The organism is Bacteroides faecium (genome assembly GCF_012113595.1).
GTDB lineage: Bacteria > Bacteroidota > Bacteroidia > Bacteroidales > Bacteroidaceae > Bacteroides > Bacteroides faecium.
Genome location: NZ_CP050831.1, coordinates 1,099,146 through 1,123,196 on the forward strand (window position 1 = coordinate 1,099,146; position 24,051 = coordinate 1,123,196).

The 24,051-nt window shown below is 43.4% G+C and carries 17 protein-coding genes; 6 read left to right on the top strand and 11 right to left on the bottom strand.

The annotated features are described in order from the left end of the window. Nucleotides 1-749: 749 nt before the first annotated feature. Both BacF7301_RS04030 and BacF7301_RS04035 read right to left on the bottom strand, forming a co-directional pair. Nucleotides 750-3,101, bottom strand: a complete 2,352-nt coding sequence (locus BacF7301_RS04030; protein WP_167960449.1) for a glycoside hydrolase family 20 protein — start codon at nt 3,099-3,101, stop codon at nt 750-752. Between the two features lie 13 nt (nt 3,102-3,114). Beyond that, nucleotides 3,115-4,587, bottom strand: coding sequence for a sulfatase family protein (locus tag BacF7301_RS04035; RefSeq protein WP_167960451.1), 1,473 nt, complete (start codon nt 4,585-4,587; stop codon nt 3,115-3,117). 157 nt (nt 4,588-4,744) lie between these two features. Between BacF7301_RS04035 and BacF7301_RS04040 the strand changes: the two genes are divergently transcribed. The 5 genes from BacF7301_RS04040 to BacF7301_RS04060 all read left to right on the top strand — a co-directional run bounded on the left by BacF7301_RS04040 (nt 4,745) and on the right by BacF7301_RS04060 (nt 11,349). Beyond that, complete coding sequence (locus tag BacF7301_RS04040) at nt 4,745-5,617, top strand: helix-turn-helix domain-containing protein (RefSeq protein WP_167960453.1); 873 nt, start codon at nt 4,745-4,747, stop codon at nt 5,615-5,617. Nucleotides 5,618-5,737: 120 nt separating this feature from the next. Continuing rightward, complete coding sequence (locus BacF7301_RS04045; RefSeq protein ID WP_167960455.1) at nt 5,738-6,442, top strand: succinate dehydrogenase/fumarate reductase cytochrome b subunit; 705 nt, start codon at nt 5,738-5,740, stop codon at nt 6,440-6,442. Nucleotides 6,443-6,479: 37 nt separating this feature from the next. Further along, on the top strand, nt 6,480-8,459 hold the full coding sequence (locus BacF7301_RS04050) for a fumarate reductase/succinate dehydrogenase flavoprotein subunit (RefSeq protein WP_167960457.1): 1,980 nt from the start codon (nt 6,480-6,482) through the stop codon (nt 8,457-8,459). 36 nt (nt 8,460-8,495) lie between these two features. After that, nucleotides 8,496-9,251 carry a succinate dehydrogenase/fumarate reductase iron-sulfur subunit gene (locus tag BacF7301_RS04055; RefSeq protein WP_167960459.1) on the top strand — a complete coding sequence of 252 codons (756 nt, stop codon included), beginning with the start codon at nt 8,496-8,498 and terminating at the stop codon, nt 9,249-9,251. 322 nt (nt 9,252-9,573) lie between these two features. Next, nucleotides 9,574-11,349 carry a hydroxymethylglutaryl-CoA lyase-like TIM-barrel protein gene (locus BacF7301_RS04060; RefSeq protein ID WP_167960461.1) on the top strand — a complete coding sequence of 592 codons (1,776 nt, stop codon included), beginning with the start codon at nt 9,574-9,576 and terminating at the stop codon, nt 11,347-11,349. A gap of 169 nt (nt 11,350-11,518) precedes the next feature. On the opposite strand, the gene BacF7301_RS04065 is transcribed toward BacF7301_RS04060, so the two are convergent. The 6 genes from BacF7301_RS04065 to BacF7301_RS04090 all read right to left on the bottom strand — a co-directional run bounded on the left by BacF7301_RS04065 (nt 11,519) and on the right by BacF7301_RS04090 (nt 18,661). Continuing rightward, entirely contained in the window at nt 11,519-12,367 is an 849-nt protein-coding gene (locus tag BacF7301_RS04065) for a helix-turn-helix domain-containing protein (protein ID WP_167960463.1), read from the bottom strand. 333 nt (nt 12,368-12,700) lie between these two features. Next, nucleotides 12,701-13,663, bottom strand: a complete 963-nt coding sequence (locus tag BacF7301_RS04070) for a fimbrillin family protein (protein ID WP_167960465.1) — start codon at nt 13,661-13,663, stop codon at nt 12,701-12,703. A gap of 53 nt (nt 13,664-13,716) precedes the next feature. Continuing rightward, on the bottom strand, nt 13,717-14,712 hold the full coding sequence (locus BacF7301_RS04075) for a DUF5119 domain-containing protein (protein ID WP_167960467.1): 996 nt from the start codon (nt 14,710-14,712) through the stop codon (nt 13,717-13,719). Between the two features lie 7 nt (nt 14,713-14,719). After that, nucleotides 14,720-15,997, bottom strand: coding sequence for a DUF3575 domain-containing protein (locus BacF7301_RS04080; protein WP_167960469.1), 1,278 nt, complete (start codon nt 15,995-15,997; stop codon nt 14,720-14,722). A 199-nt stretch (nt 15,998-16,196) separates the two neighbouring features. Beyond that, nucleotides 16,197-17,342 (bottom strand): DegT/DnrJ/EryC1/StrS family aminotransferase, encoded by a 1,146-nt coding sequence (locus tag BacF7301_RS04085; RefSeq protein WP_167960471.1) that lies wholly within the window; start codon nt 17,340-17,342, stop codon nt 16,197-16,199. A 2-nt stretch (nt 17,343-17,344) separates the two neighbouring features. Continuing rightward, on the bottom strand, nt 17,345-18,661 hold the full coding sequence (locus BacF7301_RS04090; protein WP_167960473.1) for a radical SAM protein: 1,317 nt from the start codon (nt 18,659-18,661) through the stop codon (nt 17,345-17,347). Between the two features lie 467 nt (nt 18,662-19,128). Here BacF7301_RS04090 and BacF7301_RS04095 point away from each other — a divergent pair, with 467 nt between their 5' ends. After that, the gene (locus BacF7301_RS04095; protein ID WP_167960475.1) at nt 19,129-20,880 is read left to right on the top strand and encodes an AAA family ATPase; all 1,752 of its coding nucleotides are present in this window, start codon (nt 19,129-19,131) and stop codon (nt 20,878-20,880) included. 260 nt (nt 20,881-21,140) lie between these two features. Here BacF7301_RS04095 and dprA read toward each other — a convergent pair whose 3' ends face one another. The 3 genes from dprA to BacF7301_RS04110 are packed head-to-tail and all read right to left on the bottom strand — an operon-like array spanning nt 21,141 to nt 23,986. After that, nucleotides 21,141-22,265: a DNA-processing protein DprA gene (gene dprA, locus BacF7301_RS04100; RefSeq protein WP_167960477.1), complete on the bottom strand. Its 1,125-nt coding sequence runs from the start codon at nt 22,263-22,265 to the stop codon at nt 21,141-21,143. Continuing rightward, nucleotides 22,258-22,662 carry an acyl-CoA thioesterase gene (locus BacF7301_RS04105; protein WP_167960479.1) on the bottom strand — a complete coding sequence of 135 codons (405 nt, stop codon included), beginning with the start codon at nt 22,660-22,662 and terminating at the stop codon, nt 22,258-22,260. The genes dprA and BacF7301_RS04105 overlap by 8 nt, the downstream gene beginning before the upstream one ends. A gap of 40 nt (nt 22,663-22,702) precedes the next feature. Continuing rightward, entirely contained in the window at nt 22,703-23,986 is a 1,284-nt protein-coding gene (locus BacF7301_RS04110) for a peptidase U32 family protein (RefSeq protein WP_167960481.1), read from the bottom strand. Between the last annotated feature and the right edge of the window lie 65 nt (nt 23,987-24,051).

The following is a 24,051-nucleotide window of genomic DNA, read 5'->3' on the forward strand; positions in this document are numbered from 1 at the left end:
AAATGAGCTAAACCGTGCGGAAATGAATGAAAATTTGTTTTCAATTACTGATTCGCATAAGTAGAACATAACCTTTTGAACCATAAGTTCCACCTGTTTCACCTTATCTCTGAAACATCGATGAATAAGGAGATAGCGGGTGAAAGCGTAGGGAAGAACCAGGTGAAGTCTTCCATTATCGCTTTCACCTTTTGAATTTATTTATACCGATTGCTGGACATATAGAGCCACTGTGCTGAATATATAGATGCAATACGGTGAGTATATAGATGCAATCTGTTGAATCTATAGATGTACCAATTCAAGTATTAATAGATGAGAACCAAGGTATTAACACCTGACAACTAGGCTATTAATATCTGACAGCTCATCTATTAATACCTGACAATGGATTTGCTATAAGCATATTTTCATTAGCTATAATGATATCCGGATTAGCTATAATGATATTGGTTTTAGCTCAAGAGATATTTTGAAAAGGCAAGGTGGAACCGATAATGTTCTGTTTCACCTAATTTTACCCCTCGCTTTCACCCGCTATAACCTTATTCATCGGCATTTCAAGAATCAGGTGAAATCGATGAATAGCAATAATCTTATAGTGGAATTTATGATACTTTATTGATTAAGAAAGAGGTAAGTTACGCAGTATTCCGCTATCGAATGATTCAGAACTACGCAGTTTTGCTCATATCCGTACGGTAATGAGTAAAACCGTGCGGAAATGAGCCAAACCATACAATTAAAAACTAATCCACCCTTATCTCATCCACAAACAGGAAAGGCCGTTCGCCCTCACCGGAGTGTCCTTTGGGAAGCCCTTTAAAAGGCGCTGCCACCACTTTTACATAACGAGCGGATACCGTGTCAAAAGAGAGACGGTTCAGTTCGCTTCGTTTCTCCCCCATGGCATCCGTCGGTGCCTCATATGTCTGACGGGCTACCATCTCATATTTTTCTCCATCCGAAGAGACGAATACGGAAATAGACTGCGGCCCCATAATCCATGCACTCAAATCGGTCAAAGCGGAAACTTCCACCGAAGAAATAGACTGTAAAGACTCCAAGTCTATCACTGCACTCAAATCAGAAGAATGATACCCTACCCACAGACCTGTATTATGAAAGTTTATACTTCGAATCCCGTCTACCAAAACCTTTCCATTCTCTCCCTGATAACGCTCTGAAGGAGCATTCAATAACCGGACAGGGCGGAATGTCGCTTTATTTACGACCACCTCTTTTGTCAGTTCGTCACTGGAAAGCCCGTTGGACAAATAAGAGATAGCTTTCAACGTGCAACTTTTGTCTACCCGGATAGGATTCTTATACAAAGAACCGGATTTCGTAGGTATGCTGCCGTCCAGAGTATAATAGATTTCTGTATCAGGCAGACTCTCCATTGAGATTTCAAGGCTTTTATCAGTAGGAATAGATTTATAAGTAGCGGAAACTGTAAAGAAGTGATTGGCATAACCATAGCCTAGCCGGGTATAACAGTCTAAAAGCATAGGCAAGCGATGCAGGAAACCGCTAAAAGTGCCGCGTCTTCCTTCACACCACGCAGCTTCGGCAAAAGCAGACAGGCGGGGAAGAAGCATATAATCAAGTAACGAATCACTGTTGATAAACGAAGTCCACAGGCAAGCTTCCGCGCCCAATACCCTTTCTTTTTCAGCCGCCGTCAGTTGCGGAGAGAAGAAAGGCGTCTCAAAGACTTTCTTCATTTCTACCAGTCCGCCAGTCGCACGAGGTTCCTGTTCCGAGTTTATCGTCTGATAATGATTCAGGTACAGATGGGAATCTGCGGAAACAATCACAGAGTGTCCTTTGTGAAGGGCAGCCGTGGCACGTCCCAGCCCGCGCCAGGACATAATGGTAACATCCCGGCTCAAACTATCGGAAAGCACTTCATCCCAGCCAATCATCCGCTTTCCCAGCCCACGCAGATAACCGGCTATTTCTTCATTGAATGTATTTTGCAGAAACTCCTCTGCCGTATGCTGACCGATGTCTTTCAATCCGTGCTTCGTGATTGCCTTCTGGCAAGCGTCGCATTGCTTCCAACGGTCTTTGGGCACTTCGTCACCACCGATATGGATAAACTGTCCCGGAAATAAGCCGGCAACTTCTTTCAAAACATCTTTTACAAAGGGAAAGGTAAAATCATTCCCTACACACATCACATCTTTATGGACTCCGCCCACTTCCGTAGCCACTTCATAAGCCTTCCCCGTACAGCCCAGTTGCGGATATGCCGCTAATGCCGCTTGTGTATGACCGGGCATGTCTATCTCCGGGATAATCGTTATAAATCTTTCGGCAGCATAAGCCACCACGTCTTTTATTTCTTCCTGTGTATAATAACCGCCATATTTGTCCGCCCCTCTCCATGCGCCGACTTTCGTAAGATTCGGGTATTTTTTTATTTCTATCCGCCATCCCTGGTCGTCTGTCAGATGCCAGTGGAAATGATTCAGACGGTGAAAAGCCAACAGGTCGATATAGCGTTTCACCTGCGCGACCGAGAAGAAATGACGGCTCACATCAAGCATGGCTCCCCTGTAAGACAGAGAAGGGTAATCTTCCAACACCACAGGGGGAAAACTCAGTTCCTTTCTTTGCACGGCTACTTCTCCTGCTACCGTCGGAAGCGACAACTGCCGCAACATCTGAACTGCATAAAAAGCTCCCGCCAGGTCTGCTGCCTCAATTACCATATTATCTTCCGTGACTTCCAGTTGAAACCCTTCTTTCGGTAGCTGGAGATTCTGCATGAGAAGAATCTCATTATCGCGCAACAACTTCTTTGTTTTTCCAACAGCCAACGAATACCCGGTACTTTCCGAAAGACAAGCAGCCAGCAAGTCCGCAACAGATTTCCATTCGGGATGATTCCCCGAATAAAGCACCTTTGTCTGTTCATTCACGATGAATGGAGCCCCTTCTTTTTCTACTACCGACACAGGTTCGGGTATTAAGTTCCGATAGGAAACCGATGCCATTGAATCCACAGCGAAAAGAGAGAAAGCTCCCCAAACTAGCAGGATAATTAATATAGGTGAAGATAATGTATCCCGACAGATATTGACTTTAATCATATACTCTCCGAATTTATTTGGCAGCCTTGCCCGACTTGGCTGTTTTATTCGACTTGGCAGCCTTCTCTGATTGGATAGTCTTATCCGATTTGCCGGCTTCCCTTCTCGCTTTTCCCTGATGCCCGGTCAGGTCATCTCCCAATTCCTCACGCCATACGTCAGCTTCCCTCATCAAATCCTGTACCACTTCCGAATGCTGGGTAATTACATTCACACGCTCGCCCATATCCCGTCGCAGGTCATACAGTTCGCACTCCTTGACTTCACCCTGTCCCAATTCTCCGGGAAGTCCGTCATTGCCGGGCACCTGGCTGTCATAAGACACATATTTATGAGGGAACACCAGTTTATAACTCCCGTCGGTAATCGCTTCCAACGAATTTTTATGATAGTAGAAACAAAGATATTTGCGCACCGCAATCGTAGGGTCTACCGTCAACGTGGGCACCATACTCACCCCGTCTATCTTCTTTTCAGGCATTTTCGCCCCCGCAATCTCTACCAAGGTCGGCAGAATGTCAATATTGGAATACAGGCTATTACATACGCCGGACGGTTGGATTTTCCCTTTCCAATAGAAGAAACAAGGTACGCGCGTGCCGCCATTGAATGTATTCGCCTTTGCTTCCCTCAATCCGCCGGACGAACCGGCATGGTTGCCGTAATTAGCCCACGGACCGTTATCCGAAGTGAGAATTACCAGCGTATTGTCCTCAATCCCTTCTTCGCGGATAGTCCGCAGGATTTCTCCCACGCTCCAGTCCAATTCCATCATCACATCCCCATACAATCCTTGCTTGCTCTTCCCTTTAAACTTGTCGGATACCGCCAACGGTACATGAGGCATCGAATGTGCCAGATACAAGAAGAACGGTTTATCGTTTGCATTCCGGTGAATAAAATCAACCGCATAATTCGTGTAATCGGTCGTCAGCCGCGTCTGGTCGGTATTATAGCCGATAATATCATTCCCTTTAATTAAAGGAAGGTCGGGAAACTTATATTGAGGATGGTTAGGCCACATATCATTCGAATAAGGCAATCCGTAGTATTCATCGAAACCATGCTGAAGCGGCAGGAATTTCTTCTCATCCCCCAAATGCCACTTTCCGAAGATAGCCGTAGCATACCCCTTGTCACGCAGCAACTCCGCCACCGTCTCTTCCTGCTCGCTGATGCCATAAGGCGAACCCGGATTCAAGGCATAGGCAAACCCGATACGGTTCGGATAACATCCCGTCATCAATCCCGCCCTCGACGCGCCGCTGATAGGCTGAACCGCATAAAAGTTATTCATCGACATTCCGTTGGCAGCCATCCAGTCAATATGCGGAGTCTGATAACCGATTGCCCCTCGACAGGAGAAATCACCGTTTCCGGCATCATCCAGGTTAATAAGAATAATGTTCGCAGGCTTTTGGGCGATGGCCTCGGCAGACAACACAGTCATGCCGGCGATACCCAATAAAATTTTCTTGTTCTTCATAATATAATCGTGCATTTAGTTATAAATATACATTCCACTATAATAAAGACAATCATATAAAGCTTTTCACTAAAACATAAATATAAGAAAGAGTTTCATTTTCCGCAAAAAAGCTTATCTTTGTTCCCCAAAGATAACAATTCATGAAATAAAACTCATGCCAGGAGATTCTTTTTGCATACAATATACAAACTGTGAAGGGTGCCCCAGAGCCACTGAAAACATCCTTATACATCGGAACTTACCTAAGGGAGAGCATATCCCGAAGGATAAGTGTACGCAAAACTGTATGCTTTTTATGATAAAAGGGGAACTGCTTATCAATAGTGAAGAATATCCGGGAAACATACTGCGCGAGAAACAGTTCATCCTGCAAGCTATCGGCTCAAAAATAGAAATACTGGCACTTACGGATGTCGAATATGTTGTGTACTGGTTCAACGAATTACCTCTGCTTTGCGAGGACCGTTACAAGGAAGTGATGGAACAGGCGGAAGTTCCCCTGACCTATACTCCGATGGTTATGAGCGAAAGGCTCTTTCATCTAATCACCAGTATGCCCGAATTTCTCAACGAAGAATCCCCTTGCAGCAAATACATCGAACTGAAGTGCAAGGAGTTGGTTTTCCTTATCACCAACTTTTATCCTCTGCCGCAATTAAGTGCTTTCTTCTATCCGATTAGTACCTATACGGAAAGTTTCCACTATTTCGTGATGCAAAACTACGGCACCGTGAAAAACGTGGAAGAATTTGCACATTTGGGCGGTTATACCACCACCACTTTCCGCCGGCTTTTCAAGAATCTCTACGGCGTACCTGTATACGAATGGATACTGGAGAAGAAGCGGGAAGGTATCCTCGAAGACCTTCAGCACACAAAAATGCGCATCACGGAAATCTGCAACCGATACGGATTCGATTCCCTGTCCCACTTTGCGCACTTCTGCAAAGACTCTTTCGGCGACACTCCCCGCGCGCTGCGCAAGAAGGCAGCCTGCGGTGAAAAAATCGGAAAGATTGCCGATTAAGGAATTATTTCTTTAATTCCTTGCTCAATCAATCTATTTCCCCTATTTTTGCAGTCCGTAAGAGGTGTAAAACGTCGAAATTTTAGTTCTAACAATTAAATAATTTAAATTCAATCATTTATGTGGTTAAGTAATTCATCTGTAGGAAGGAAAGTGGTGATGAGCGTTACCGGTATCGCCCTTGTCCTGTTTCTAACATTTCACATGGCGATGAACTTGGTTGCAATCATCTCGGCTGATGGTTACAACATGATTTGTGAATTCCTGGGAGCAAACTGGTATGCGTTAGTGGCTACCGCAGGATTGGCTGCTCTTTTCATCATTCACATCATCTATGCGTTCTGGCTGACAATGCAGAATCGCAGAGCGCGTGGTAGCGAACGCTATGCAGTGACCGACAAGCCTAAAACTGTAGAGTGGGCTTCGCAGAACATGTTAGTGTTAGGTATTATCGTAATCGTAGGCCTTGGCTTGCACCTCTTCAACTTCTGGGCAAAAATGCAGTTGCCGGAACTGATGCACAACATGGGCATGCACGCTGACACGCTGACGCTGGCTTATGCCGCTAACGGCGCTTATCACATCCAGCAGACTTTCTCCTGCCCGGTTTACGTAGTTCTTTACCTCGTTTGGCTGTTTGCGCTGTGGTTCCACCTGACTCACGGTTTCTGGAGCTCCATGCAATCACTTGGATGGAACAACAAAGTATGGATTAGCCGTTGGAAATGCATCTCCAATATCTACTCTACCGTTGTTGTACTCGGTTTCGCCCTTGTAGTAGTGGTATTCTTCGTGAAATCACTGATGTGTGGCGGTGCTTGCTAAATAGGATATTGTAAATGATTAAATTGTAAATAATATTATGATCAAGATAGATTCAAAGATTCCGGAAGGCCCAGTGGCTGAGAAATGGACTAACTATAAAGCTCACCAGAAATTGGTGAACCCCGCTAACAAGCGTCGTTTGGATATCATCGTTGTGGGTACGGGTTTGGCAGGTGCTTCTGCAGCCGCTTCACTCGGTGAAATGGGTTTCAGAGTATTCAACTTCTGTATCCAGGACTCTCCGCGCCGTGCACACTCTATCGCTGCACAGGGTGGTATCAATGCTGCAAAGAATTATCAGAATGACGGTGACTCCGTTTACCGTCTGTTCTACGATACAGTAAAGGGTGGCGACTACCGTGCCCGCGAAGCTAACGTATATCGTCTGGCTGAAGTATCAAACGCTATCATCGACCAATGCGTAGCTCAAGGTGTTCCTTTTGCCCGCGAATATGGCGGTACACTGGACAACCGTTCTTTCGGTGGCGCTCAGGTATCACGTACTTTCTACGCTAAGGGTCAGACCGGTCAGCAGTTGTTGCTGGGCGCTTACTCTGCACTGAGCCGCCAGGTAAACGTGGGTACTGTAAAACTGTACACCCGCTATGAAATGCAGGACGTTGTCATCGTTGACGGACGTGCCCGCGGTATCATCGCTAAAAACTTAATCACAGGTGAACTGGAACGTTTCGCCGCTCACGCCGTAGTAATCGCTACCGGTGGTTACGGTAACGCTTACTTCCTGTCTACCAACGCTATGGGCTGTAACTGTACGGCTGCTATCTCTTGCTACCGCAAGGGTGCTGTATTTGCTAACCCTGCATATGTTCAGATTCACCCGACTTGTATCCCTGTACACGGCGATCAACAGTCAAAACTGACTCTGATGTCCGAATCTCTCCGTAACGACGGTCGTATCTGGGTTCCGAAGAAGAAAGAAGACGCTGTGAAACTTCAAAAAGGCGAAATCAAAGGAAGCGATATTCCTGAAGAAGACCGCGACTACTACTTGGAACGCCGTTATCCGGCATTCGGTAACCTCGTTCCGCGTGACGTTGCCAGCCGTGCTGCTAAAGAACGTTGCGACGCAGGTTTCGGTGTAAATAATACAGGTTTGGCCGTATTCCTCGACTTCTCTGAAGCTATCGGTCGTCTAGGCATTGATGTCGTTCTTCAACGCTACGGTAACCTCTTCGATATGTACGAGGAAATCACTGACGTGAATCCGGGCGAACTGGCAAAAGAAATCAGTGGCGTGAAATACTACAACCCGATGATGATTTATCCGGCTATCCACTATACAATGGGTGGTATCTGGGTAGACTACGAACTGCAAACTACTATCAAGGGTCTGTTCGCTATCGGTGAGTGTAACTTCTCCGACCACGGCGCCAACCGTCTTGGTGCTTCTGCACTGATGCAAGGTTTGGCTGACGGTTACTTCGTATTGCCTTACACTATCCAAAACTATCTGGCTGATCAGATTACTGTTCCCCGTTTCTCTATCGATCTTCCTGAATTTGCTGAAGCAGAAAAGGCTATTCAAGCTAAGATTGATAAGTTCATGAAGATTCAGGGTAAGGAATCGGTTGATTCCATCCACAAGAAACTGGGTCACATCATGTGGGAATACATGGGTATGGGACGTACAGCAGAAGGTTTGAAGGAAGGTATCGCCAAACTGAAAGATATCCGCAAGGAATTCGAAACTAACCTGTTTATCCCTGGCTCTAAAGAAGGTATGAACGTAGAGCTTGACAAAGCAATCCGTCTGTACGACTTCATCACTATGGGTGAGCTTGTTGCTTACGACGCATTGAACCGTAACGAAAGTTGTGGTGGTCACTTCCGTGAAGAATACCAGACTGAAGAAGGAGAAGCATTACGCGATGACGCAAACTTCTTCTACGTAGCTTGCTGGGAATATCAGGGTGACGATGAAAAAGCTCCGGTATTGTACAAAGAACCGTTGGTTTACGAAGCTATCAAGGTTCAGACTCGTAACTACAAGAGCTAATTGGTGAAGTTAAACATTAAAAAGAATTAGAAGAAAATGGATAAAAATATATCATTTACACTGAAGGTATGGCGTCAAGCCGGTCCAAAAGCTAAAGGTGCTTTTGAAACCTACCCAATGAAAGATATCTCAGGTGATACTTCATTCCTCGAAATGCTGGATATCCTGAACGAACAGATTATCAGTGGCGGAAAAGAACCTATCGTATTCGACCATGACTGTCGCGAAGGTATCTGCGGTATGTGTTCCCTATATATCAACGGACATCCTCACGGCCCTGCAACAGGTGCTACTACTTGCCAGATTTATATGCGCCGCTTCAACGATGGTGACACTATCACTGTTGAGCCTTGGCGTTCGGCTGGTTTCCCGGTTATCAAGGATTTGATGGTAGACCGTACTGCTTATGACAAGATCATGCAGGCCGGCGGTTACGTCAGCGTACGTACAGGTGCTCCTCAGGATGCCAACGCTATCCTGATTCCGAAGCCTATCGCTGACGAAGCTATGGATGCTGCCGCTTGTATCGGTTGTGGTGCTTGTGCCGCTGCATGTAAGAATGGATCTGCTATGTTGTTCGTTTCTGCAAAGGTTAGCCAGTTGAACTTGCTGCCGCAAGGTAAACCGGAAGCTTTGCGTCGTGCAAAAGCTATGTTGTCCAAGATGGACGAACTGGGCTTCGGTAACTGTACAAACACTCGTGCTTGTGAGGCTGAATGTCCGAAGAACATCTCTATCAGCAACATCGCCCGCTTGAACCGTGACTTCATTATCGCGAAATTAAAAGATTAGAAATTGCTAGGTTTCGAATTGAGAGACTATTTGATTAATGACAGAATCCCCAGTCGGCGTGCCGGCTGGGGATTTTTTTTATCCGGCTCCACATTACGCATAAAAACTGTTTTCATGCATAAAGCAATACCCGTTCCTCAAATCAAATTAACATAAGAATAGAGCTTCAAAAGCCTAACACAACTAATCCTACTTACATTATGATATATAACATATCTTTTTAGCTACATTATCAAACACATCATTGACTATATGTCAGAATTATCCTTTATATTTGTATATGTGAAGTTAACCGAAGAAAAAATGTTTAATACTGACTACAATGAAAAAGGAAATTAAGTTTAGTCTTGTTTATCGGGACATGTGGCAGTCTTCCGGCAAATATCAGCCACGAGTTGACCAACTGGAACGTATAGCTCCTTTAATTATTGAAATGGGGTGTTTCGCACGGGTCGAAACCAACGGGGGTGCTTTCGAACAAGTAAACCTGCTGTATGGTGAAAATCCAAACAAAGCTGTCCGAGCTTTCACTCAACCTTTCAGAGAAGCTAGCATCCAGACGCATATGCTCGACCGCGGATTGAATGCATTACGAATGTATCCTGTTCCTGCAGATGTACGCAGCCTGATGTATAAAGTCAAACATGCACAAGGCGTGGACATTACACGTATCTTCTGCGGGTTGAATGAGACAAGAAATATAATTCCTTCCATCAAATATGCTCTGGAAGCAGGTATGATACCGCAGGCAACACTCTGTATCACCTACTCTCCGGTGCATACCGTTGAGTATTATGACCGGATTGCCGACCAGTTAATTGCTGCCGGCGCACCGGAAATCTGCTTGAAGGATATGGCGGGTGTGGGGCGTCCCGGCATGTTAGGCAGACTGGTCAAGACCATTAAAGAAAAACATCCGGAGATATTGATACAGTATCATGGTCATAGCGGCCCGGGATTATCTATGGCATCTATCCTCGAAGTTTGTGAGAACGGTGCGGATATTATCGACGTAGCCATGGAACCCATGTCCTGGGGCAAGGTTCATCCGGACATTATTTCCGTACAGGCAATGCTAAAGGACTTAGGCTTCCAAGTTCCTGATATAAATATGAAAGCATATATGAAAGCCCGTGCCATGACGCAAGAATTCATTGACGATTTCTTAGGCTATTTCATGGATACCACCAACAAATATATGTCTTCACTTCTGCTGAAATGCGGTTTACCAGGCGGAATGATGGGGTCTATGATGGCAGACTTGAAAGGCGTACATTCCGGCATCAATATGATATTAAGAAGCAAGAACGAACCGGAACTCAGTATTGACGACCTGCTTGTCATGCTCTTCGACGAAGTGGAATATGTATGGCCGAAGTTAGGCTATCCCCCTTTGGTAACCCCTTTCAGCCAGTACGTGAAGAATGTCGCATTAATGAACCTTATGCAACTGGTGAAAGGTGAAGAACGTTGGACGATGATAGACAATCACACTTGGGACATGATTTTAGGTAAGAGCGGACGTCTTCCCGGCACTCTCGCACCGGAGATTGTGGAACTGGCTCAATCTAAAGGATATGAGTTTGTCGACACCGACCCGCAACTGAATTACCCGGACGCCTTGGATGACTACCGCAAGGAAATGGACGAGAACGGCTGGGAATATGGAGAAGATGACGAAGAACTCTTTGAACTGGCTATGCACGACCGCCAGTATCGTGACTACAAATCGGGCACTGCCAAGAAACGTTTTGAAGAGGAGCTACAACGTGCCAAAGATGCATCTATGGTAAAGAACGGCTATTCGGAAGAGGAAATAAAGAAACTGAAACGTGCGAAAGCAGACCCCATCATCGCTCCTGCCAACGGACAGGTGCTTTGGGAAGTCTCCGTAGAAGGACCGTCGACCGCACCGTTCATCGGGTGCAAATATCAACACGATTCAGTATTATGCTATCTTTCCACTCCGTGGGGAGAGTACGAAAAAGTATTTACCGGATTTACCGGGCGTATTGTTGAAGTATGTGCACAGCAAGGAGATAATGTTCATAAAGGAGATGTGATAGCGTATATCCAGAGGAGTGATATTTTCGCATGATTAAGATATAAATTTCCGGATAATATAAAATTATCCGAAAGGGTGTTTGATATTGCTCGGCACTATACAAAAGATTCCGTATAGTGCCGAGAAATGTCGACTGACAGAATATTATTTAAAAGTTTTTTTCAATGTTTTCCTGCTTTGAGATAGTCTCAGTTATTCATTATCAACGAATCGCTAGTTCTTTCTGCTTACGCATATTACGAGGAGAAACTCCAAAGGATTTTTTACAGAAATTGGAAAAATGAGGCAATGACTCAAATCCATATTTATAGCATATTTCAGAGATTGTACAATCAGAATTTTGCAAATCGTCCAAAACACTTTCTTTACGCCGTGCCAGCATCCATTCATACACTGGTTCGTGAAAGACGCTATTGAAAATTCGGCGGAATGTACTGATAGTATATCCCCCCAACTGTGCCAGCTCTTCTACCGTCTTTACATTCTTATAATTTTGAAGGACAAAGTATTGGAAACCACTCGTATATTTAGAAAGTGGATGCACCAAACTCGCAAGGTCATAATCGGAATAGTAGTAACCCAGTACAAAAGCCAGTTCTTTCCGCTTCAAAGACAACAATTCCCGACAGACTTTATCTTCTTTCAGATAAGTTATTGAACCATTCAAGAAATACTGTAACTCCGGAACTATTTTTAAAGGAGAATTGATAAGCGGTGGTGGTACCTCTTTCATGATATGATTAAAACGGAAATCACAAAACAACTCTGGTTGAATGAAACGATAATAGATGCATTCACACTCAGTCATAGCAAGCATCTCAAATTTAGAACCGATAGCCTGAAGGATAAATTCACCCTCTTTGAGCATCGCGCCTGCATACTCCTGGCTATTAACCAATATATTGCCTTTCATCAAAAATAGGATGAAATTCTCCTCACATTTATGGGCAGGCTTATGAAAACCCCGCTGATAAACAACATGCGCAATAGCATTGCCCACAGCTTTCGGACAATTCTGACAGTCCCAATTTCCTTGGCAGATAGATGGCATATATGTTGGCTATGTTTGTATTTGTTTATGTTTCCAGCAAAAATAGATGAAAGATTTCATATAGCCATAAAAAAAAGGAAGAAAAGTGAAAAAGAGGTTAGGCAGAGAGTCTAAAATACAGAAAATGAGATTTAACTCTTTAAACAATAACAATTAGTTTTTCAAAGCAGCAAAAAAGTCAATATTCCGAAATTTGTAGTTCAGAAGTTAGTTACTTACTATAATAACTGCATAAATGGAGAAGCGGTAAAGCCCCATTCCACTTATACAGTTACTTAATATCTATAAATATTACTTATGCACTAGCATAAATACTATCTTAGATAAATAAAATTACTCAAGTTCACCAGGCTGGGGATTCTTATCAGTCCAGTCGTTGCCGTCAAGACTACCCGTTATTGTCATTTCGTTACCAGGCGTCAAAGCAATAGTAAAGATAACTCTTCGACCCACTTCCCATTTGTCAACAGGTACATTTACTGTTTTTGTACCAGTAAAAATTACTACTTCATCTTTTGTGGCAGTATATGTAACATCTATTGTAGAAGAAGCTGGAGCTTGAGGAATAAGCATTAGAACTTTATCATTACCTATTAGTTCAACAGCAGCTGCATCTCCTTTAAATGTGGTCGCTGCTGCATCCTTCATTTCAATTGTATAGTCTTTAGCACCATCTTTAGGCAACCATTCAGCAGTTGACCAATTGTATGTTCCAGAGTTTTTAATTCCTTTTAAAACTAACCCTGTAACAGAGTAATCAACATCTTTATCAGACCCTTTCAATTTGAATGCAATCTGAGTCAAAGCGTGTTTAAATCCTAAGGCAATCCCATCTTTGTTTTCAACTCCATTGCCAGTCTTTTGAGTCACTACAAAGTCAGATTGACTTGCAATGACATCATTGACAACATAGTCAATTGTTGGAGTTCCAGGATAGGTTGTAGGAGCTGTATATACAGTACCAGTTTCTCCAATAGGGCTATATGCAAAGAAGGTTACATTACCTTCTGACGGCCAATAAAACTTTTTAGCATTCTTTTCACTCCAAGCACTCTCTTTCTTTTCGTAAGAACCATCTACTATAGGTTTAGCTGTAGTCGCAACATCAAAAGCACCCTCATGTGCATATCCATATACCTTAAATTCACTGAAATTATCAGTAATCAGAACTGTAGCTCTGGTCACTGCTGTATTAAAACCAATCTCTGCCTTCTGTGAAGGAGCTTCAAACTCTTCATTTTGCGAACAACTCGTAATTGCCAAAACAGCCGTAGCTGCTAATAAAATCTTTTTCATAACTGTATTTTTTTAGTTAATAATATTATTCTATTTTGTTTATTCTATCCATTTCAACTCACAGGCAATTCAACTTCTGTATCATCCCCCCAGCCATCAACATTACCTTCAAGCCCTCCTCCACCGTCAGGATTAGGCGGTGTTTCCGGTTTCTCTACCTCAATCTTATCATCAGGCGGCAACTCAATTTCCGGCGGTGGGTCTTCTTTTCCATCTTCCCCTTCTCCAGCATTCTCAAGTATGCCTATTATTTCAGTAATATCAATCGTAGCTTCTTGTACCGTATTATCAGTTCTTACAAAACTTAGCACTAACTTTACACTACTTGCTTCCCGAGAAATCGGCTCATCCAACATTGCCATTCGCATCGACACATCTTTCATTCCTTTAAAAGCAGTGAAATGCGCTACAACCTTACCATCCTCTTTCCTTGCTTCAAAATAAATAGGCTGTGAAGTACACATTCCGCAACCTTTACCTATACAGTAGCAATCAGACAGACCATTAACACATCCAATAACTGACGCAACGTATTCTAATCCTTTCACCTCTACTGCAAAAGAGTAGCTTTTTATCGCTGATTCCAATTTCCAATCCAAGTGAAGCACCTCATCACTCTTCTTTATTCTCAACTCATCAATATTCATCACATATAATGGGTCCGGCGTCCAAACCATCTTTTCAGTTCCAGCAATGCCTAAACCATTACAGTATCCCGTATAAGCCTCAATCGTTTCATAGGATTCCTCCCCCCTAATACGTACATATTCCGTATTATAATTATAAACGACTACCGAATATCGTCCCGGAGGGACTTTCATCTCCCCACCCCGTACCGAAAGGTACCTATCCACTTTCTTGCCTTCTCCATCTTTCGGATAAAATATAACCCGAACCCCTTCCGGCAGTTTATCTGTTACTCCATCCCAATCTAACGAGATTTCTACCCCACTTACAGGATAATCATCCAATATATCACGACGACTACACCCGGTCAGCATCAGCAGCGAGGACAGAAGCACAAGAATGATATATCTTGTATCTCGCATAACGTCCCTACCTCCTTGTTGTTATCAGCCATACCAGAGAGATTTTCGCCTTGGTAGGACCTATAAAGTTATACCGTCCACTATTTGTCCATACAATATCCCCCTCGTAAGGAGTATATTTTTTATATTCTGTTGTCAAATACCCTATACCGAGACTGAATTCGAGAGAAAAATGTCGTGCCAGTTGCCGTGCATATCCATAAGTCACTCCTGCAGCCCCATAATACTTGCCTTGATAGCCGTCTCCACGCAACTGGAAATCATAGATTCCACCTTCAGCATAAAGTCCGATAAAATGCCCGGTCAACCGATTACGTTTCTGCCGATTTCCCAGCCAGCAACGACCCTCCAGACCTCCCGAAAGGAGTTGATAGCAAAAATCGTGTTTACTATTCAGCCACCACGGACATTTGTATTCAGTATTCAAAGACCACCTCTTGCCCAATGGAATCTCTACTTCTATGTTCGGTGCCAATGCCAAATCATACAGCAGGTTATTCTTCATCGCAAGCACTGTTTTACTTTTCCCCGGCCCTTCTGCCTTCGACATCACTACCTCACAGGTCTGTTCTTTTACACTTTCTCCCACAGACTTATCAGGTTGATCCTTCGGAAGCGCCTCTTCCTGCTTTGAAACCAACAACTCGGAAGCAGAAGATACCGGGTCAAAAGTCTCCTTACTCACATTCGGGGTTTCCCGGACAATTGTAATTTCGGCTCGCCTCAACTTAGGAAATACATTGTGAACCATGTATTTGTAAGCGGCGCCCTGGTTCAATTTACGCAACAGTTGCTTTCGTTTTACGACATCATTTTTATGAAAATCAATTAACGCCAGCACTTCCGCACGATCCGGTAAGTTAGAGTCGGATGCTACCAACTTACGAAACTCCGACCAATTCTCTCCCTCTGGAAAAAAACGAATCTTATCAACATCAATATCCGAATTATATCGTTGTAAAAACTCTCTAATTGAATGTTTTCTCCTGATTGCCAAACTCATATTATAAGACTCATCACCATCAGGAGAAACAAAAGTCACCACATTCACCGCTTTTATCTTTTTCGTATCCGATTGTCCGACCAACAAAGAGTCCAATGTAGTAATTGACTGATTATTATCTTTATAACCGGTATCAACAGAAACGTTATTCGCATCGAAATATATCACTATCCGCCGGATTGTATCACCTGCTACTGTAAAAGATGAAACCATAGCATATCCACTTTCCGAGAGGCTTGATAATGCCATAAAAAAAGCCAATATATAGATGCCATGTTTCATAGTTGTTCGTTTCTTGAAACAAATATAGAAGTTAAAGGATAAATAAAATCATACTTTTAGAACAAAGTACAGGGCATGAAAGGTTCTGTGAAACGATTGAAACGATTTTGCAAGTTTGGTGGGTTCAACAGTTGAATATAAATCAAAAAAGATGCACAGATTACCGAATTCGCTCATATCGGTAAAAGTAGATTCTTCGCTACACTCCGGCAATGGCATCTGCCACAAATTCTACATTTTCCGATGAGAGTGTATGATGTATGCCCACAAAGAATGTTTTGTCAGTCATTGCCAAAGCATTCATTTGGTTATCAAAAGTAATCTTTCCCAAATATGCTTCTTGCTTGCACGTTGCCCCACCCATTAAAGTTCTGATTTCAATGCCTTGCGCGCTAAGAATCCGATATGCGTCATAGATGGTCATACCATTGCGCAACATAACGGGAAAGACAAAAGGTGAACCACCGATTTGGGGCATTGCCCACACTTTCAAATTCGGACAATCTTTCAATCTATTATATAGTATAGCATAATTCTGTTTGCGTTTCTCTTCTATGATACTCCAATTTCTAAGTTGCCAACGCCCGAAACAGGCATTCAGTTCCGACATCTCTACATTCACACCCAATCTTTCGTAAGTAAACTGATGAGCCGGTCCATCCGGTACAGAACATAGGCGTTCGTCAATGTGGCATTTGCAGGCGCGTCCCCAATGTGCTATACTGTCAGAGAGTATGAAATCCTCTTGATTCAATGTAATCACCGCACCTCCACCATATGACGAGAGATGATGTGGATGATAGAATGACCATGTCGTAATATCCCCCAATGAAAAATATGGAATGCCATTTGACGTGGTTAGATTCAACGTTTCACAAGCATCTTGTAATATGAGAGCACCCTTATTGTGCGCATATTCACAGATACGGTTCATATCACATGGAAATCCCAGAAAATGAGTCAATGCGATAAGTGACGGAGGAACCGGTTCGTCCATCAACCGGTCAACAGACAGATTAAAGCCTTCAGGCTCCACATCAATCAGTTTTACTTCAAAGCCTGCCATCAATAATGCACTTATAGTTGTCGGAAACGTAAATCCTGACGCTACCGCCGTCATAGGCTTATTCGCATATTTGATTTTCTCCGCCATAGCAAGCGCGGCAACCAAATTTGCTGATGAGCCACTGTTGGTAAGCGTAAGGAAAGAGGTGCCGAATGTAGTATTCAGTTCATTTGCAAACATCTGTATATTGCGGCGGGGCATCCCTATTTCATGCTCAAGGTATTCGCCAAATCCATTTAAACTGATATTCTCCGTGCAAGGATACTGATATTTAATCATAGCTATATACTTTTATTAGATTGATGAAATAAGGATAACACAGCACCGTAATCCCGAAACCCTTTGTGAGTGATATAGATGATATCCTCTTCTCGTTTTATCAAGTGTTGGTCAAACAGGAATTTAAACTGGTTATGAAAAACATCCAATGGATTTTCTCCCAGTATTTCTTCCATCTTCGATAACTTGAACATACCACAGTAACCACAAATCGCAATGTATTTGGAAAGTAGTTCCCGGCGAGGCAGAATATAAACATCACCACATTCAAAACTCTCTTGTTGAAGACATTCCGTTAAGGATTCCCCATTCTTCCCTATATTATAAGATAGTCCTTTGCTGCTCTTACTTTGCGCGGCTATACCAAACCCTTTGTAGGCACAATTCTCTGTCATCCTATTCTGTAGATAGGATGAGACTCCCATATCATTCGCCCGCGAGAATGTGTTCTGTCCAAACCGCCCTTTATATCCCATATCCATAATATGATTGAAGAGAAATTCATATTGCTTGAAGAGACACGATGCCGGTTTCGACTGATAACTGTTGAGCATATTTGTCCGTAATTCATAGATAGTTAGATGCTCCGGCAGTAATTCACTGATAATCGCCAATGCGGCTGTCAAGTCCTTGTCGCTTTGGTTTAGGAATCCGTACATTAAATCAATATTCAATATGGATACCCCATATTTCCGACATTGTGCGAAAATATCACTCATGTGGGCTAAAGACCCGTTATATCTATGATTAGCCAACAAGAAAGAAGTGTTGGCACTTTGAATTCCCAAGGATATCCGTTTAATTCCCGAAGTTGCAATCGCTCTGATTTTATCTTTATCAAGTGTTGAAAAGGTCGCCTCAATACTTGGTAAGAAATCAGAAGATAGATTGCAACGGTCTACTCCGTTGCGATAAATCTGCAATAAACGTTCAAATGCCCTTAAGCTCAAGGCAGTGGGCGTCCCGCCTCCAATATCAAACCCGCGCAGGCGTAAGTTCGGATATTTGTTTAAAAAGGCATCAATATCCTTCTCCAGAATGTCAAGATAGCGTTCTTCATCTATCCCGTTATCCAATTTAAATCTTATGTATTCACAGAATTTGCATAACGAACGGCAAAAAGGTACATGAATATAAAAACAAATATCCTTATCCATATCAAAGGGTAATGGAAAGGTAGACTTAAACTGTACCCAATCAACAGGTTTGAGTGGATATGATGTGTTCAGCAAAGCTTTATTTCTTCGCTGCTCAAATATATTTTCCATCGGAACTTCCATCTCTTTCATATTCAACCCAAGGTTTCCTTTTTGCATCATAACTTTAGACTCTTTGATTGACAAATATAGAGAGAAAAATAAAGTACACAAATAAAAGCAGGAACTTTTCTATAAATCGTATTGAAAAGTAACTATCAATTATTTATTCAGTCTGACCGGTTTGGCAGATAAACAAGACCAGAGAAAAAGCAAGGAATATAAACACTTAATATTCAATACAATACAGTACTTAATTTTCCATTAAAAGGAACACCCCGTTGGTTTAAAAGGAAGGCTGCCTTGGTTTAAAACCAACGGGGTGTTCCTTTTAAACCAACGAGATGATGATTTTTCATCCTCTTTTCAGATATATTTTCTAAGATTTATCTATCATTGCTTTCCTATTAACCAATTAAGTTCCCCAAATAGAAGCGCGCAAAGAAGTTATGGAATGTTTGTTTGGAGAAGTAACAAAAAGACCCTACCTTTGTTTGTATTCAAAGTGAACTTTTAAAAAGGCATAAATTATGGAAGAATATATAGCACCGCGCAGAAAACGTATCCCCTATGGCATGATGAACTTCGCAGTAATCCGCCGCGACGACTGTTATTATGTGGACAAAACCCGTTTTATCCCCATGATAGAAGAGGCAGACAAGTTTTTCTTCTTTATCCGCCCGCGCCGTTTTGGCAAAAGTCTTACGGTAAATATGTTGCAGCACTACTATGATATACTAGCCAAGGATAAATTCGATGCCCTGTTTGGCGACCTATACATCGGGAAGTACCCTACACCAGACCGGAACAGCTACTTGGTGCTATACCTCAACTTCTCCGGAATAGTCGGTGAACTGCACAACTACCGAAAAGGGCTGGATGCACATTGTGGCACCACCTTTGAGAACTTCTGCAAAATATATGCCGACTATCTGCCACAAGATACGGTGGAAGAATTGCGGACAAAAGAAGGAGCAGTGGAACAACTGGACTTTCTTTACCAGGTATGTGCACGTGTCGGACAGAGAATTTATCTCTTTATCGACGAATATGACCACTTCACCAATGCCATCCTCTCGGATATAGAAAGCCTGCACCGTTATACGGACGAAACGCATGGCGAAGGTTATCTGCGCGCCTTCTTCAATAAAATAAAAGCCGGAACCTATTCCAGCATCGAGCGTTGTTTCATTACCGGTGTAAGCCCCGTGACGATGGACGACCTCACAAGCGGGTTCAATATCGGAACCAACTATTCGCTCACACCGGAATTCAACGAGATGATAGGTTTCACGGAAGAAGAAGTGCGCCAAATGCTCACTTACTACTCCACCACCAGTCCATTCAATCACAGCGTGGACGAACTGATAGAAATGATGAAACCCTGGTATGACAACTACTGCTTTGCAGAAGAATGTTATGGTGAAACCACTATGTACAACTCCAACATGGTGCTCTACTTCGTCAAGAATTACATCCAACGGGGCAAAGCACCCAGGGATATGGTAGAAGACAATATCCGTATCGACTACGAGAAGTTACGTATGCTTATCCGCAAGGACAAGGAATTTGCCCATGATGCTTCCATCATACAGACATTGGTGAGCGAAGGCTATGTCACCGGAGAACTGAAAAAAGGTTTTCCTGCCGTCAATATCACAAACCCCGACAACTTTGTGAGCCTGCTCTACTATTTCGGCATGCTTACTATCAGTGGTATGTATAAAGGAAAGACCAAACTTACCATCCCCAACCAAGTAGTCCGCGAACAAATCTACACCTATCTGCTGAGTACTTATGACGAGGCTGACCTCAGTTTCAGCAGTTACGAGAAGAACGAACTGGCCAGTGCCCTTGCTTACGACGGTTCCTGGAAAGCCTATTTCGGTTATATTGCCGACTGTCTGAAACGTTACACTTCCCAGCGTGACAAACAGAAAGGTGAATTCTTCGTTCACGGCTTTACTCTTGCCATGACGGCACAGAACCGCTTCTACCGTCCCATTTCCGAACAGGATACACAAGCAGGTTATGTCGATATTTTCCTCTGTCCGCTACTGGATATCTATTCCGACATGAAACACAGTTACATTGTGGAACTGAAATACGCCAAATATAAAGACCCCGAAAGCCGCGTGGAAGAACTGCGCCTGGAAGGGATTGCACAAGCTAACCGCTATGCAGAGACCGAGACGGTGAAAAATGCGGTCGGTGCCACACAACTTCATAAGATTGTGGTGGTGTATAAAGGAATGGATATGCCGGTATGTGAAGAAATTTAAGGTAACCTCAGCAATAAAATCATACAGAATCTCAAAATTCACTGTGAATAGAAACACATTGTGTCCGTTAACAGTAAAAATCCGTAAAAGAATTCAAAAGAGAAACAAATACAATAAGATTATTTGGAAAGGACAAGACGAAGGCTTACATTTGTCATGTGATTTTTTTCATAGTATTAGATTTAAGGTTAACAAAGGTTGGAGCAAAGCGTTGCTCCTTTTTTTATGCCTATATACGGATTTTTATGTCTATATACGGACTAAGCCAATAATTGATACATTCCCCCTGCCAATACACGAACCACTCCTTTCATCTCCAGTTCGAAAAGAATAGCATTTATCTTATGCACGGGAATATCCGCTTCCACCACCAGAGAATTAATTTGCAAATTTCCCTGTTTCTCCAGGATAGCAACTATTTTCTGCTCGTCATCGGACAGTTCGAGGAAAAGGCTACGCTGTATGTTTGCTTTTTCCGAAGGGATTACCGACATATCCCAGCCCATTGCTTTCACAAAATCTTCGGCTGACAATAACAAAGAAGCTCTGTTTTCTCTGATTAACAGGTTACATCCTTTTGAATATTCATCATTCACACGACCGGGGAAAGCAAAACAATCGCGATGATAGCTTTCGGCAAGTTCGGCAGTAATCAGTGAACCGCCTTTCTCTGCTGATTCAATGACAATGGTAGCATCACACATACCGGCGACAATACGGTTGCGGCTGATAAAGTTATGCCGGTCGGGATTGGTGCCGGACATGAACTCGGTAAGCAGCCCGCCGTTTTCAAGCATATCGACAGCCGTTTTCCGATGAACATAAGGATAGATACGGTCCAAACCATGTGCAAGGACACCTACCGTAGGCAGTTCATTAGCCAGCGCTTCGCGGTGCGCATGGATATCAATCCCATAAGCAAGCCCGCTGACTACCAGCACATCAGGGCAAAGCGTTTTCAAATCCCGCAAGAAAGAGGCACAGATTTGGGTCCCATAGTCCGTGGCATTGCGGGTTCCTACCATATTTATTACATGAAGGGAATTTAAATCGGTATTTCCTTTAAAGAAAAGAACGACAGGGGCATCCTCACACTCCCGCAAACGGGAAGGATAAGCCTCATCATGAAAAGTAAGACATGAAATCCGGTTCTTCCGGATAAATTCATATTCCTGCCCCGCACGGGCAATAGCTTGTGGACAATCCAACGCTTCCACTACCCGCCGGCTTATTTCAGGAATACGTTCCGGCAGTTCTTTGCGCAGGCGGAATACATCAACGGCATTGCCCATTCCGCTTATAAGATGTTTCGCTCCAATGTGCCCGATACCGGGCACCATTGTCAAAGCGATGCTATAAATTTGTTCTTCTTCGGAGCTATTCATTCAGGTAAGGAGCAAAGACGTTATCAAACAATTCGCTGTCGCTCAAACGTCCATTTACTACACATACCGTTTCAACAGTGGATTTCACTACTACTTTATTATCACTTTTGCGGAAGATATCCTGATAGAATACATACTTGATGCCTTCTTTCCTCATATATAGCTTGGAAACAAACTCGTCCCCACTTTTCAGCGGAGTTTTGAAAGCCATATTGATACGCGCCACTACCGGGTCTACGCCCTGCTCATGGAGCGCAGCAAAACTTACGCCGACTGAGGTCAGAAACTCATGGCGGGTATGTTCCAGATAATGCTGATAATTGGCATTGTTCACGATGCCCTGAAGGTCACACTCATAATCGCGCACCTTCATTTCCAATTCATAGATATAGTTCATTTAAATTGAGAATTGAGAATTAAAAGTTGAGAAATAACGGTCAGCCTCTTTTTTGTTCGATATCCAGCCCTTTGAATCTCTTCAATTCTTCGGTAGACACCAGTTTGTACAGCTTGTCACTGGGACGTATCTTATCCGATTTCATGGAGAAATGCTCCCCTTTCTTTACCGTCTGCACCGGTTTCAAATCGACACGCGCTTCATCCAGTGTCATGAAAACTGCACCGGTAGTCGGCCCTGTAATGAGAAGTTTGTCGCCTACGCTGACTTCGGCGGCTTCCACCAGAAATTCGGAAACGCCTATATTGGAATAATATTTAATGCCTTTGCCCACGTAGATTTTACGTTCTGTTGCAGCCGAACCATAATTGCGGGTCCATTCTCCCAAACGCTGTCCCAAATAATAGCCGTCCCAGAAGCCACGGTTGAAAACTGTCTTCAGGCGTTCGTCCCAAACTGCAATCTTTTCATCGGTAAACGTATCTTCCAGATAGGCTTTGATAGCTTCCTTATAACATTCCACCACCGTACGCACATACTCAGGACCACGGGCACGGCCTTCAATCTTGAATACACGCACGCCCGCATCCATCATCTTATTCATAAAGTGAATGGTTTTCAGGTCTTTCGGCGACATGATATATTCGTTATCAATATCCAGTTCCACATCAGTTTCCTTATCACGGACGGTATAAGAACGGCGGCACACCTGCATACAAGCCCCCCGGTTGGCGGAATGGTTCATCTCATGCAGGGAAAGATAACATTTGCCCGAAACAGCCATGCAAAGCGCACCGTGGCAGAACATCTCGATACGAATCTGTTCGCCATTCGGACCGCAGATATGCCCTTCCTGTATCTGGCGGTAAATCTCCGCTACCTGTTCCAGGTTCAACTCACGGGCTAATACCACTACATCGGCAAATTGCGCATAGAATTTCAATGCTTCCGCATTGGAGATATTCAACTGGGTGGAAAGATGCACTTCCTGCCCTATCCGGCGGGCATAGTTCATCACCGCCACATCAGCCGCAATCACAGCCGAAATTCCCGCTTCCTTGGCTGCATCGACAATCGTATGCATCAAAGGAATATCTTTATCATAGATAATGGTGTTGACCGTCAGATAACTTTTCATCCCGTGTTCATCGCACGTACGGGCTATCTCCCGCAAATCATCAATCGTGAACGTATTAGCCGAACGGGCACGCATGTTTAGGTTTTCTATACCGAAATAGATAGAATCGGCACCTGCCTGAATAGCCGCAGCAAGAGATTCGCGCGAACCTACAGGAGCCATAATTTCAAAATCTTTTATGTTCATCTTACTTGTCCGATAATCATTTAAATGTGATAGAAGTATGCAAAGGTACGAATTAATCCGTATTT

Coding starts and splice junctions, on each gene's coding strand:
- BacF7301_RS04095 (WP_167960475.1), top strand. CDS start 19,129: ATGGAAGAATATATAGCACCGCGCAGAAAACGTATCCCCTATGGCATG.
- BacF7301_RS04075 (WP_167960467.1), bottom strand. CDS start 14,712: ATGCGAGATACAAGATATATCATTCTTGTGCTTCTGTCCTCGCTGCTG.
- BacF7301_RS04030 (WP_167960449.1), bottom strand. CDS start 3,101: ATGATTAAAGTCAATATCTGTCGGGATACATTATCTTCACCTATATTA.
- BacF7301_RS04085 (WP_167960471.1), bottom strand. CDS start 17,342: ATGATTAAATATCAGTATCCTTGCACGGAGAATATCAGTTTAAATGGA.
- BacF7301_RS04050 (WP_167960457.1), top strand. CDS start 6,480: ATGATCAAGATAGATTCAAAGATTCCGGAAGGCCCAGTGGCTGAGAAA.
- BacF7301_RS04110 (WP_167960481.1), bottom strand. CDS start 23,986: ATGAACATAAAAGATTTTGAAATTATGGCTCCTGTAGGTTCGCGCGAA.
- BacF7301_RS04080 (WP_167960469.1), bottom strand. CDS start 15,997: ATGAAACATGGCATCTATATATTGGCTTTTTTTATGGCATTATCAAGC.
- BacF7301_RS04065 (WP_167960463.1), bottom strand. CDS start 12,367: ATGCCATCTATCTGCCAAGGAAATTGGGACTGTCAGAATTGTCCGAAA.
- BacF7301_RS04070 (WP_167960465.1), bottom strand. CDS start 13,663: ATGAAAAAGATTTTATTAGCAGCTACGGCTGTTTTGGCAATTACGAGT.
- BacF7301_RS04060 (WP_167960461.1), top strand. CDS start 9,574: ATGAAAAAGGAAATTAAGTTTAGTCTTGTTTATCGGGACATGTGGCAG.
- BacF7301_RS04105 (WP_167960479.1), bottom strand. CDS start 22,662: ATGAACTATATCTATGAATTGGAAATGAAGGTGCGCGATTATGAGTGT.
- BacF7301_RS04055 (WP_167960459.1), top strand. CDS start 8,496: ATGGATAAAAATATATCATTTACACTGAAGGTATGGCGTCAAGCCGGT.
- dprA (WP_167960477.1), bottom strand. CDS start 22,265: ATGAATAGCTCCGAAGAAGAACAAATTTATAGCATCGCTTTGACAATG.
- BacF7301_RS04040 (WP_167960453.1), top strand. CDS start 4,745: ATGCCAGGAGATTCTTTTTGCATACAATATACAAACTGTGAAGGGTGC.
- BacF7301_RS04090 (WP_167960473.1), bottom strand. CDS start 18,661: ATGATGCAAAAAGGAAACCTTGGGTTGAATATGAAAGAGATGGAAGTT.
- BacF7301_RS04035 (WP_167960451.1), bottom strand. CDS start 4,587: ATGAAGAACAAGAAAATTTTATTGGGTATCGCCGGCATGACTGTGTTG.
- BacF7301_RS04045 (WP_167960455.1), top strand. CDS start 5,738: ATGTGGTTAAGTAATTCATCTGTAGGAAGGAAAGTGGTGATGAGCGTT.